Origin of the sequence: Marinobacter halotolerans (assembly GCF_008795985.1) — a bacterium.
GTDB lineage: Bacteria > Pseudomonadota > Gammaproteobacteria > Pseudomonadales > Oleiphilaceae > Marinobacter > Marinobacter halotolerans.
On record NZ_VMHP01000001.1, the window covers coordinates 1,182,296 to 1,194,423 of the forward strand.

Sequence of the window (12,128 nt, forward strand, 5' to 3'; positions counted from 1 at the left end):
ATCGGTTCTCACGGCTTGAGGATTTAATCTTTGTCGGGCCTGACGGCGGGAGAACTATAAAATCTTTGACACAGAAATGAAACATAACGGTAATAAAGCCGGCCCTTGACCAAAATCACTGCAAAACCTTTCCGAGTAGGCTAAGTTATGTCCCCAATAACCGGCGCCCTCCAGAACGAACAATAAGAGCCCATGGCCAAACCTCCACAGACAAGCCACCAGGTGGCGACTGAAAGCGAAGAAGCACGTGTATCACGCCTTCTCACAGGCCTGTCAGTCATGGCCGTGCTGTTCCTGGTGGGTATTGGCGGCAAGGCCTGGTTTGCTGAACACCACACCCACTCCTGGGTGCTCTGGGGCTTCGGTGCGCTGGTGGCGGGCAACATGCTCGTCTTCTCTTTAACGGGCAACCGCAATCGCCAGAAAGGCGGGCTGATCTCCATTGTCGGGCTGCTGTTCGGTTACCTGATCATCACCGGCGGCGAGAGCAATACCGGCCCGCTCTGGTTCTACGTGTTCCCCCCCTTGCTGTTCTATCTCACGGATCTGAAAACCGGCACGGCGGTACTGCTGTTCTGCGTGCTGGTGGCCGTGGTGGTGTTCCAGTTCCCCGAACTGCCGATTGTGACCGCCGAATACAGCACTGACTTCAAGATCCGCTTCTTCGCCACGCTGACCTTCGAATCCATCTTCTGCTTTGTGCTGGAAGCGTCCCGCCTCAATGCCCGCAAGGAACTTGTGGATCTGGCCGAGGCCCATGAACACGCGGCCCAGACTGATGAACTGACCGGTCTGTCGAACCGCCGGGAAATGCAGCACCGGTTGAATGATGAGTTTTCGCGCTACCAGCGCTCAGGCCATCACTTCTCCGTCGCGCTAATCGACCTGGACCTGTTCAAGCGCGTGAATGACGAATACGGCCACGATGCCGGTGATCAGGTGCTGAGGGATTTTGCCACATTGATGCAGTCTGTTATCCGCCAGACCGACATCGCCGCCCGCTGGGGTGGAGAAGAATTCCTGATTCTGCTGCCGGATACCTCCCTGCTGCCAGCACTGACGCTTGCCGAGCGCCTGCGCCATAAAGTGGCCAGGCACGAGTTCAGTTTCGCAGGCAGGACCATGCCGGTTACCATGAGCGCCGGAATCTGTTCCATCGCCAAGGCAGGCTCTATTGATGATCTGCTGAAGCAGGCGGACCTTTACCTGTACAGCGCCAAAGAGAGCGGCCGCAACCGGATTGCCCCCAGGGTCAGAACCCAGGACCCGGATACAGTGGCCGCCGAAAACTGATACAACAGGACACAGCATGGCATCTATCCGCATTCTGGTTGGCAGCGTCTTCGGCGGCGCGCTGCTTACCGCCAGAGAACTGAAAAAGACGCTGGAACCCGAAGGTCACACGGTGGTAGTCAATGAGCAGCCGGAACTGACCGACATTACCGGCAACTCCGATCCGGTGTTGATCTGCACTTCAACAACCGGGCAAGGAGAGGTTCCTCCCAACCTGCTGCCTTTCTATCTTGATCTACGAGAGACCTTGCCCCAGCAGCCGGGACGTCCATTTGGCGTCATTGTTCTGGGCGACAGCTCCTACGGTGATACCTTCTGCGGCGCAGGAGACCTTCTCGAAGAGGCGTTTCTGGAAACCGGAGCGGCCAAAACCGGCAACACGCTGAAGATTGATGCCATGGAAACCACCGAGCCGGAACAGGAAGCCCTGATCTGGGCAAGAGAATGGCTGGCTCTTCTATAAACAGATAGAGTAATTCAGGGCTTGTCAATTGGACCTTGAGCGCCCCGACGCTTCAGGCCATACTTGCCAGAAACCCGACAACAATAATGGTAAACCGTGCGCCACATTGCTCAGTCTTTCGCCTTAATCGGCGCATTGATCATGATGGCTTTCACAGTCCAGGCAAGCCCCGGGTCCGCGGGCTATACCATCCCGGATGCCGACTACCTCCGGGTAGCGCCATCAGAGCAGATGGGCCTTGGCGAAGCACTGGCCTCCGGTCTCTGGCAGCCCCTGGAGGAAGAGAGCCTCAACTTCGGCTACATTTCCGACGTTGTGTGGCTCCGTTTCCCCGTACCTGATCTGCCCGGCAACCGGGCGCTGTTGGAGATACGCTACCCCCAGCTTGATGACATCACCTTCTACCTGCTGGAAAACGGCCAGCTTTCAAAGCAGGTGGTCACCGGTGACCATCACCCATTCAACCAGCGACCGGTTATTCACCGGCACTTCCTGTTTCCGTTCCAGGCCGGTCCCGACGACCGCTACGAGATTGTCCTGCGTGTAAAAACACAGGGAGCGATGCAGGTGCCCATGCGGATCTGGACACCGGCCGCGTTCTTTGAACAGGTATCGATAACGGACCAGCTGCACTCGGTCTACTACGGCATTATGCTGTCGGTGCTGTTCTTCAACCTGTTTATCTTCCTGGCGCTACGCGAGCGCATGTATCTGCTTTACGTGCTGACCACTGCGGGTTATCTGCTATTGATCAGCACACTGAACGGGACCGCGTTCCATCTGTTATGGCCCGGCCTCCCGGAACTGCAGAACCAGGCAATGATGATCCTCGTGCCTACGGCAGTGATATTCACCCTGCTGTTCTCCCGTGAATTCCTGAACCTCCGGCGAACCGGCCCCACCATGGATCTGATGATCAGAGTGGCCGTAGCACTGAATGTCGGTGCTTTCGTGATCTCTTTCGTTACCAGCTACAGTGTCGCCAGCCAGCTAAGTGTGGCCCTCGCCATACCAAGCTGCCTGCTATTGACGATTATTGGCCCGGTGCAATGGATAAGGGGCAACCCTCAGGCCAGCTACTACACCATTGCCTGGGGGCTGCTCACCCTCGGCAGCGCGGTCGCCGCCGCCAACAAATACGGCCTTTTGCCCAACAACTTCTTCACCGCCTACGCCATTGAAATCGGCTCTGCCATGGAAGCGATTCTGCTGACTATTGCCCTGGCGGCGCGTCTGTACCAGGAACGTGAAGACAAGGTGCGGGCACGGGAAGCGGAAATAGCAGCCATGGCCGCAAGACGGCATGCCGAGGTCAGGCTGATCGATCAGGCGCTGCACCACCCGTTGACCGGACTGCCCAATCGAACCAGCCTGGAAATGGCCATCAATGAGCTGATCAACCGCGATTGCAGAACCCGCTACTCCATTGGCGTCATTCATCTGACCAACCTCCAGGCGATCACCAAAACCCTGGGCCACCGCAACACGGATCGGCTAATAGAACTGGCTGCAAAGCGGTTTAACGCCACCATCCGCGAGCTGCCAGGCTCCTATGCCCTGGAAACTTCCGGGAAGACCTCCTATTACGTGGCATCGCTTGAAACAGACACTTTCGGCTTTGTGGTGGCGACCGACGACATTGCCCAGTCACCCAAGGCCATGGTGCGGGCCCTGGAAGATATCCGCGAGCCCCTGGACTACCTGGGCATGCAGCTGCCACTGGATCCACGCACCGGCACCGCCATCTACCCGGATCACGCCGACGATGCCACCACACTGATCCGGCGCGCCTATATCGCCCAGGGTACGGAAGACGCCAGGGACCGGGGCCTGGCGTTCTACCAGCCATCCCGCGATTCCTACAGTGCGGACCGGCTCACGCTGGTATCGGAGCTGCGGGCGGCTCTGCAGAACGACGAGCTGAGACTGTATCTGCAGCCGAAGCTGTCGCTGAAATCCCATTCCATTGTCGGGCTGGAAGCACTGATTCGCTGGCCAGGCAGGGAGACGCCCGTCAGACCGGACGAAATCATTGCCATTGCGGAGCAGACCGGGCTGATCAAACCCCTGACCCGGTGGGTACTGGAAAACGCCCTGCAGCTGCGGGCACAGCTTCACGAACAGGGCTTTCCACTGGACATATCGGTGAATATTTCCCCGAACAACCTGAGGGAGCCGGACTTCCCGATTTTTGTGCAACGCTTGATGAGCAGCTACCAGTCAGTGCGCGGCGCCATTACCCTGGAAGTGACCGAAACCTCGATGATGCAGGACCCGGTAAACTCCCTGAAAGCGCTGAATTCGCTACACAGCACCGGTATACCACTGTCCATCGATGATTTCGGTTCCGGCTACTCGTCGCTGTCCTACATCAAGCAGCTGCCCGCCAGCGAAATCAAGATTGACCAGTCACTGATCACCGAACTTCTGTCCCAGACCGACGACCGGGTCATCGTCAGAACCACCATCGAGATGTGTCACAGCCTAGGCTACCTGGTAGTGGCGGAAGGCGTGGAAGATGATGCCACCCTGGCGTTGCTCGAAGAGATGGGCTGCGACATGATTCAGGGCTTTGTGCTCACCCCGCCGCTACCATTCGATGAACTGACTGCCTGGCTCAGAGCCTTCGATTCCGAAGACTCTGCGCGGCAGCTCGGTTGACACATTACGTGCGCTGGCGAATCAGCGCTTCCTGGGTGGTAGACGCTACCAGCCGGCCGTCCCGATCATAGAAGCTGCCGCGGTTAAATCCGCGTCCTCCGGAGGCGCTGGGGCTGTCCTTGTCATACAGCAACCACTCGTCCATCCGGAACGGCCGGTGGAACCAGATGGCGTGGTCCAGGCTGGCCACCTGCATGTTTTTGCTCAGAAAGGTCACGCCGTGAGGATTGAGCGAGGTGCCCAGAAAGGCGAAATCCGAGGCATAGGCAAGCAGACAGCAATGCAACATGGGATCATCCGGCAGATGGCCCTGAGCGCGGAACCAGCTTTGACGGTAGGGCGGTTTGGCTTCCGGCGCCAACGGATTCATCGGATCAATCGGGCGGATTTCGATAGGCCGGTCGCGGGTCAGCGTGGCACGTCGACTCTCCGGCACATGGGGCGCCAGTATCTTGCCGTAATCCTGTTCAGACTTGAGACCTTCCGGGCCGGGAGCGTCCGGCATCTGGAACTGGTGATCAAACCCTTCCTCCGCCACCTGGAACGACATCGACCCGGTGAGAATTTCCTTGCCGTCCTGACGGGCAATCACCCGCCTGACCGAAAAGGTTCCGCCATCCCGGACCCGCTGCACCTCATAATCAATCGGTAGCTGATGGTTGCCCGGTCGCAGGAAATAGGCGTGCATGGAATGTGGCATACGGTCTTCAATGGTGCGGCTGGCGGCCATCAGAGCCTGCCCCAGCACCTGACCACCAAACACATTGGGAAAACCCAGATCCTCACTGGCGCCCTGAAAATGGTCATCACCAATAGGTGAAAGATCCAGCAGTTCCACCAGCTTGCGGGTAACGTCGAGCATTCCTTCTCCTGTACTGTTCATCAGCCTAGCCGTGAATGGGCGGCACTGTTTTTGAAAGCGCCTGTTTCTCTACGGCATAACTGCCGGTGACGGCAAACCCGAGAACCTGGTCACCGGATTTGAACAGCGCCCGCACGTTCTGGCCATCCTGCTCAACAACCCACTCGCCTTCTGCACCAGGTGGTGGTGGACACACCGCGGTGGGGCAAGAGGGTGTTTTGACCATCACCGGCATGGTGCCGTAGGCCACTTCGGTTCTCTCCCCCGCCAGGGTCTTGGCCAGCGCCCGGGCACAGGTCATCAACGGCATGACATAGGGCAGCACCAGTCCGTCCACCTCGGCACAGTCGCCAAAGGCATAAACGTCCGCAGCAGAGGTTTCCAGTGCCCGATTGACCACAATACCCCGATCGGTCTGCAGGCCGGACTCTGCCGCCAGTTCCTTTCTGGGCCGCAGCCCGACCGCCGACAGCACCAGGTCGGCCTCCAGTTCCTCGCCGTTTGCCAGTGACAGCGCCACGCCATCACCTTTGGCAGTCAGGTGGCTGACCACCGTATCAAGATGAAACCGCACACCCAGTTCCTCCAGTGCCGACTGCACCGCCTGGGCCGCCGGCTCGGGCAGCAGCCCCGGCATCAGATTGTCGCAGGGGGCAATTACATCCACACCGTAACCGCCGTTGCTCAGATCATTGGCAAACTCGCAGCCAATCAGGCCGGCTCCCATGATGGCAATCCGCTTGCTGCTGCCCAGGGCCTTGCGAAAGGCGCGGTAATCCAGCAGATCATTGATGGAGTAGACGTGTTCCTGCCCGTCACCGGGAATGGACAGGCGAATCACATCCGCTCCCCAGGCCAGTACCAGCTTGCTGTACTCCAGCCGCTCCTCCCCCAGGATCAACTGATGGGCGGCGGTATCCACACCGGTCACGGTGGCAAAAGTGCGTACGGTGACGTTCAGTTGCTCTTCCATTTTGTCCGGCGTGGCCTGGGCCAGCTCATCGGCCTCTTTGCCCTTGGTAAAGCCGGTGGACAGCATGGGTTTGGAGTAGCTCGCGCCATCATCGGCGGTCAACATCAGGATGGATGTCTCCTGGTCCAGCTTACGAAACTCTCTGGCCAGGGTGTATCCCGACAACCCGGTTCCCACAATAACGATGGGCGCTTGTGTGCTCATGTAATCGATCCTTAACCGATTTCGATCATTTCAAAATCTTCCTTGCCTACGCCGCAATCCGGACACTCCCAGTCCTCGGGTACATCCTCCCAGGCGGTACCCGGCTCAATACCGTCATCCGGCCAGCCTTCCGCCTCGTCATAGATAAACCCGCATACTACGCACTGCCACTTCTTCATAACGCTCTCCGCTTATAGTTTCTGCCCCGACTGTAGCCGGAACGTGATAGTAATTGTCCGACAACCGATCGATCAAATAATTTCGTACAGCTGTTCGCCGCAACAGATCGCCTATCATACTCATCGCCGGGACCGAGACCAATCGCACCAGCGACCGCCCAACCATTCCGACCCTCCCTTCATCGCTTTTCCTCCGGTATACTTTGCCGTTTGAAAACAGGACCTGACTGCAATGACCGAAACAGTCGACGAACTGAACCAGGTAATGGCCGAAGCGGACTGCCTGGTCGACGAAGCCCGCGTTCACAACGCCATCCGCACCATGGCCGGCGAGATCAGCGAACGGCTGCGAGAGACTAACCCACTTCTGCTGTGCGTGATGAACGGCGGGCTTATCCTGACAGGCCAATTATTGCCACTGCTCAAGTTTCCGGTTCAGGCGGAGTACCTTCACGCCACCCGTTACCGGCAGGAGACCACCGGTGGCATTCTGGAGTGGAAGCTTCGCCCGGACGTTGACATGAACGGCCGGACGATCATCATCGTGGACGATATCCTGGACGAAGGTACGACTCTCTGCGCGATTGCGGATTACTGCCAGGCCCACGGTGCTGCCGAAGTGCTGACCGCCGTGCTGGTGGACAAGCAGCATGACCGGAAGGCCCGGCCCGGGCTTAAAGCCGATTTCACCGGCCTGACGGTGGAAGACCGATTCCTCTTCGGCTTTGGAATGGACTACAAGGGATACTGGCGAAACGCTCCGGGAATTTATGCCGTCAAGGGACTCTGACGCCGTTTCCAGGATCCGTATTCCAGAGACCGACTGGTACCGCTCGTTCGCGGCTGCCGGCCTGCGGGACCCGGCCATACACGGCAAGCTCGGTCACTGGCTGAAGCTCGAGGGGTCACTGACACGGGCGCTGCAACTGCGCTGCCATGACAGTTTCCGGGTCGACATTCTGAGCGAGGGTTTTGCCCGCCCCAGCCGCGAAGAATCCCGCACACTGGGCCTGCTGCCACGGCACCGCGCCTGGATCCGGGAGGTCTGTCTGCTGGGAGATGGCACGCCTTGGGTACTGGCCCGCACGGTTATTCCCATGGCCACGCTTACCGGCCGGGGCCGGCGCCTGCGACATCTGGGAAGGCAACCCCTGGGAGCCTATCTTTTCAGCAACACCGAATGGCACAGAGGCGATTTCGAGACCGGCCTTTGCCATCGCGACACACCAGACCAGCCCAGGGCCGCCAGGCGATCCGAATTCTTCAGCGGTCACAGGCGACTGCTGGTGGGAGAGTACTTTCTGCCCCAAGGAGGTTTCTATGCCGAAGACTGAAACATCCCCCGCGGTCCGGGCGCGCCTGGCAGATTATGCACTTCTGTTGCGGCTGAACCGACCGATCGGCAGTCTTCTGTTGCTATGGCCAACCTACTGGGCGCTATGGCTGGCCGCTGGCGGTCTGCCGCAGGCAGGCAACCTGATTGTATTTACCCTGGGTGTGTTTCTTATGCGCGCCGCCGGATGCGCCATCAACGACTTTGCCGACCGCAAGGTGGACCGGCATGTCAAGCGCACCAAGGACCGTCCACTGACCTCAGGCCGTATCCAGAGCTGGGAAGCCGTGGCGCTGTTTGCTGGTATCTGCCTGCTAGCGTTTCTGATGGTGGTGTTCTTTACCAACCCGCTGACCCTCTACCTGTCTTTTGGCGGCGTGGTACTGGCCTTTATCTATCCCTTCATGAAGCGGTACACCCACCTGCCCCAGCTTTTTCTCGGCGCCGCCTTTTCCTGGGCGATTCCCATGGCCTGGGCGGCGGAAGCCGGTGAAGTAACCCGTCTGGCCTGGTTGCTTTTCACCGCCAACGTGCTGTGGACCGTGGCCTACGATACCTTCTATGCCATGGTGGATCGCGACGACGACCTGAAAATCGGCATCAAGTCCACGGCCATTCTGTTTGGCGATGGCGATCGAGCCATTATTGCAGTACTCCAGTCACTGGTGGTGCTGATCCTGCTGCTCGTCGGTAACCAGGCAGAGCTGGGAGGGGTCTATTATCTGGGCGTTATCACCATGGCCTGCCTGTTCATTTACCAGCAGCACCTCGCCCGCTTCCGCGAGCGGGAAGGCTGCTTCAAGGCGTTCCTCAACAACAACTGGGCCGGGTTTGCGGTTTTCCTCGGGCTGGTCATTGATCTGATGCTGGGCGGATCAACACACTGACCCCAGTCATTGTCATATACTCGTAACATGAGCCGGTTGTAATAGCAGGCATCTTGAAAAGGTCTGACACAGGTTAATGCTCATGACTGGAAAAACTGTCCTCATTGTTGATGACGAAGCGTCCATCAGGGAAATGATTGCTGTCGCTCTGGAAATGGCGGATTACAACTACCTGGAAGCGGCGGATGCCCGGGAAGCCCATTCCCTGATCGTGGACAAACAGCCCGATCTGATCCTGCTGGACTGGATGTTGCCCGGCACCAGCGGCGTCGAGCTGGCTCGCCGCCTGAAGAAAGAAGAGGCGACCGCGGAAATTCCCATCATCATGCTGACCGCCAAGGTCGAGGAAGATAATAAAATCCAGGGCCTGGAAGTGGGCGCGGATGATTACATCACCAAACCCTTTTCCCCCCGCGAGCTGGTTGCCCGCCTGAAAGCCGTACTGCGACGGGCCACCCCTGCCGGTGTTGAGTCCCCGATCGAAGTGGACGGCCTCACGCTGGACCCGATAGGACATCGCGTCACCACCACAACCGGCGCCCTGAATATCGGCCCCACGGAATATCGGCTGCTACAGTTCTTTATGACCCATCAGGAGCGGGTCTATACTCGGTCTCAGCTTCTGGATCAGGTCTGGGGCGGCAACGTCTATGTGGAAGAGCGAACCGTTGATGTTCACATCCGGCGTTTGCGCAAAGCCCTCGGCGGGCAATATGATCACCTGATCCAGACCGTGCGTGGCACCGGTTACCGTTTCTCGACCCGAGCAGCCTGACCACAAACGGATAGTCGTGCAGTAAAGACTGCCAGAACTGGCCCGGGAACCCGTGAATGCAACAAAACTGGTCGAAGTACCTGCGGTGGATCATTTCGTTTCTTGTGACCTGCACACTTGCCGGATGGTTTTTCGGCTATCCGGTCTATGGTCTCACCATTGGACTTCTGATTTACCTGGTATGGACACTGGTTCAGGCCAAACGCCTGTACTTCTGGCTGAACCATCCCAGTATCAGTGAAGAAGCGCCCCAGAGTGTCGGCCTTTGGGGTGACCTGTTTGATGGGTTGCACAGGCTGCACCAGAATCACCTCAAGGAAAGAGACCGGCTGATGGCAAGAATCAACCGGGTGCAGGAATCCACCAATGCCATGCACGATGGCGTGGTGATGACCGATTCCAACGGCGCCATGGAATGGTGGAACGGCTCGGCCGAACACTTGCTGGGCTTCCGGCAAAGCTCCGATCAGGGCCAGTATATCCAGAACCTGATCCGCAACCCTGCATTCAAGGCCTATTTTGACGCCCGGGAATATCGGGAACCCCTGGAAATCCACTCACCGGCCAAGCCCCACATCCGGCTGCAGATGCAGTTCAGCCTGTTCGGCGACAACGACCGGTTGATCGTGGCAAAAGACGTGACACGGCTTTACCACCTGGAACAGATGCGTCGGGATTTCGTGGGCAACGTGTCCCATGAGATGCGAACGCCACTAACCGTAATCAGCGGCTACCTCGAAACCCTGGTGGATCATGCCGCCGAGTTGCCTCCCAAGTGGCGACGGGCCATCAACACAATGGCCCAGCAGTCGTCACGCATGGAGGCCCTGATCACCGACTTGATCCTGTTGTCCAAGATCGAGACCGGCGAGCAAACCCGGAATGACTCGATAACCGACGTTAGCAGCATGGTCCACCAGATCTGCCACGACGCCGAGGCGCTCAGCGGTGACCAGCGCCACGACTTTCAGGTCAGCATCGGCGAGCGCCACTGGCTGAAAGGCGATGAAAGCCAGCTGCGAAGCGCCTTCTCCAACCTGATCTTCAATGCCGTCAAGTACTCTCCGGCGGGGGGCACAATCACCGTCAGCTGGAAGACGGATCGGGAGGGTGGCCACCTGTCTGTGCGGGACACCGGCATCGGCATCGATCCGGTACACATCCCGCGGCTGACGGAACGCTTCTACCGTGCTGACCCCAGCCGCCATCAGGAAACCGGTGGCACCGGGCTGGGACTGGCAATCGTTAAACATGTTCTGATCAACCACGACAGCAAGCTGGACATCCGCAGCCATATCGGCGGTGGCAGCGAGTTTATCTGTCATTTCCCCCGCGAACGACTCACCGAAAAGCCGCCCGCACAACAAGTCCGCCGACCTATGGCCGACAAGGGCTAGCGACCGCCGCGGAAGCGGGCAACGAAACGGGAGAGGTCTTCCAGCTTGACCGGGTCCTCATCCACGAAGCGGATGGTCACGCTGACAAAATCCGTATCCTGACGTTTGTCCACGGCCTGCAACTGGTGAACATAGCCATTGAGACGGGCCATCTTGTCATCACCAATATCAATATCCACCACCGCCTGATCCAGAATACCCGGAAAGGACTGATCTCGTTTGGCCAACACCCGCACTTCGGTCAGATTGATGTCCCTGACGACTGATTTGAGCGTGCTGTCAGCAAACCGGACGGAAGCCACACTGGGGGCAGGTTTGCGCGCTGCGGCTTTATCCGTCGCCGCACCGGCGGCCTGACCGGAAAGCAACCCGGCACTTTCATCCTTTAGCGGGCTGGTCGCCGACGATGGGGCGGGCCGGTCCGTTTTCCGGGTCAGCAGATCGGCGGATTCGCGCAGGGCATCGGCCGGTCCGGCCATGGATTTGCCGCCACGGGCCATGGCATCCGTCAACTGACTGCCCATCACCTTGATAATCTTGTTGCTCAAGCCCTCGGGGCTGAAAGGCTTGCCGAGGTATTCCGACACGCCGCCCTTGACCGCTTCCACCACGTGGTCCTTGTCACCGCGGCTGGTAATCATGATGAACGGCACCCCGGCATACTGGGGCTGCTCACGCATCCACTGCAGCAGTTCAATACCCGACATTTCAGGCATTTCCCAGTCGCACAGGATCAGGTCAAAACGGGCCCGGGACATCAGCGACTGGGCACGACGCCCATTCTGCGCATCCGTGGTTTCAATCACCGGGAAACGCTGCCGGATGGTGCGCTTGACCAGATCCCTGACAAAACTGGCGTCATCGACAACCAGTGCCTTCAGCATTGCCATAGTGACGCCTTTCTGATGTGTTATTGGGCAAAATTCCAACTCAACTATAGATCAAAGGTCAGGGTCGGGCATCAGGTAGCGACAAAAACACAACAGATCTCATCATAGCGAACCCGGTGTTAAGGAAATGTCACACAAAGCCATGGTTTACGGTGTTTCAGCGGCACGAAAACAGGCTACCATGGAGGTGAATCAACGACTCCAGACCGAG

General features: G+C 58.5%; 12 protein-coding genes. 8 read left to right on the plus strand and 4 right to left on the minus strand.

Annotated elements, in window-relative coordinates:
- The first annotated feature begins 192 nt into the window (after positions 1-192).
- The 3 genes from FPL19_RS05595 to FPL19_RS05605 all read left to right on the plus strand — a co-directional run bounded on the left by FPL19_RS05595 (position 193) and on the right by FPL19_RS05605 (position 4,417).
- The gene (locus FPL19_RS05595) at positions 193-1,293 is read left to right on the plus strand and encodes a GGDEF domain-containing protein (RefSeq protein WP_150911395.1); all 1,101 of its coding nucleotides are present in this window, start codon (positions 193-195) and stop codon (positions 1,291-1,293) included.
- Between the two features lie 16 nt (positions 1,294-1,309).
- The gene (locus FPL19_RS05600; protein WP_150911397.1) at positions 1,310-1,756 is read left to right on the plus strand and encodes a flavodoxin domain-containing protein; all 447 of its coding nucleotides are present in this window, start codon (positions 1,310-1,312) and stop codon (positions 1,754-1,756) included.
- A gap of 141 nt (positions 1,757-1,897) precedes the next feature.
- Entirely contained in the window at positions 1,898-4,417 is a 2,520-nt protein-coding gene (locus tag FPL19_RS05605) for an EAL domain-containing protein (protein ID WP_150911399.1), read from the plus strand.
- A gap of 4 nt (positions 4,418-4,421) precedes the next feature.
- On the opposite strand, the gene FPL19_RS05610 is transcribed toward FPL19_RS05605, so the two are convergent.
- The 3 genes from FPL19_RS05610 to FPL19_RS05620 are packed head-to-tail and all read right to left on the minus strand — an operon-like array spanning position 4,422 to position 6,635.
- Entirely contained in the window at positions 4,422-5,279 is an 858-nt protein-coding gene (locus FPL19_RS05610) for an acyl-CoA thioesterase (RefSeq protein ID WP_150911401.1), read from the minus strand.
- Positions 5,280-5,304: 25 nt separating this feature from the next.
- Complete coding sequence (locus FPL19_RS05615) at positions 5,305-6,456, minus strand: NAD(P)/FAD-dependent oxidoreductase (RefSeq protein WP_150911403.1); 1,152 nt, start codon at positions 6,454-6,456, stop codon at positions 5,305-5,307.
- Between the two features lie 11 nt (positions 6,457-6,467).
- Positions 6,468-6,635, minus strand: a complete 168-nt coding sequence (locus FPL19_RS05620; RefSeq protein ID WP_150911405.1) for a rubredoxin — start codon at positions 6,633-6,635, stop codon at positions 6,468-6,470.
- A gap of 232 nt (positions 6,636-6,867) precedes the next feature.
- Between FPL19_RS05620 and FPL19_RS05625 the strand changes: the two genes are divergently transcribed.
- The 5 genes from FPL19_RS05625 (at position 6,868) to phoR (ending at position 11,027) form a co-directional block, all read left to right on the plus strand.
- The gene (locus FPL19_RS05625) at positions 6,868-7,425 is read left to right on the plus strand and encodes a hypoxanthine-guanine phosphoribosyltransferase (RefSeq protein WP_150911407.1); all 558 of its coding nucleotides are present in this window, start codon (positions 6,868-6,870) and stop codon (positions 7,423-7,425) included.
- Positions 7,406-7,969, plus strand: coding sequence for a chorismate--pyruvate lyase family protein (locus tag FPL19_RS05630; protein ID WP_150911409.1), 564 nt, complete (start codon positions 7,406-7,408; stop codon positions 7,967-7,969). The genes FPL19_RS05625 and FPL19_RS05630 overlap by 20 nt, the downstream gene beginning before the upstream one ends.
- Positions 7,956-8,855, plus strand: coding sequence for a 4-hydroxybenzoate octaprenyltransferase (gene ubiA, locus FPL19_RS05635; RefSeq protein WP_150911411.1), 900 nt, complete (start codon positions 7,956-7,958; stop codon positions 8,853-8,855). The genes FPL19_RS05630 and ubiA overlap by 14 nt, the downstream gene beginning before the upstream one ends.
- An 82-nt stretch (positions 8,856-8,937) precedes the next feature.
- A complete protein-coding gene (phoB, locus tag FPL19_RS05640; protein ID WP_150911413.1) occupies positions 8,938-9,630 on the plus strand; it encodes a phosphate regulon transcriptional regulator PhoB in 693 nt (230 codons plus the stop codon).
- Between the two features lie 56 nt (positions 9,631-9,686).
- Positions 9,687-11,027: a phosphate regulon sensor histidine kinase PhoR gene (phoR, locus tag FPL19_RS05645; RefSeq protein WP_150911415.1), complete on the plus strand. Its 1,341-nt coding sequence runs from the start codon at positions 9,687-9,689 to the stop codon at positions 11,025-11,027.
- On the opposite strand, the gene FPL19_RS05650 is transcribed toward phoR, so the two are convergent.
- On the minus strand, positions 11,024-11,917 hold the full coding sequence (locus FPL19_RS05650) for a response regulator (RefSeq protein ID WP_150911417.1): 894 nt from the start codon (positions 11,915-11,917) through the stop codon (positions 11,024-11,026). The two genes, phoR and FPL19_RS05650, sit on opposite strands and share 4 nt — an antisense overlap.
- Between the last annotated feature and the right edge of the window lie 211 nt (positions 11,918-12,128).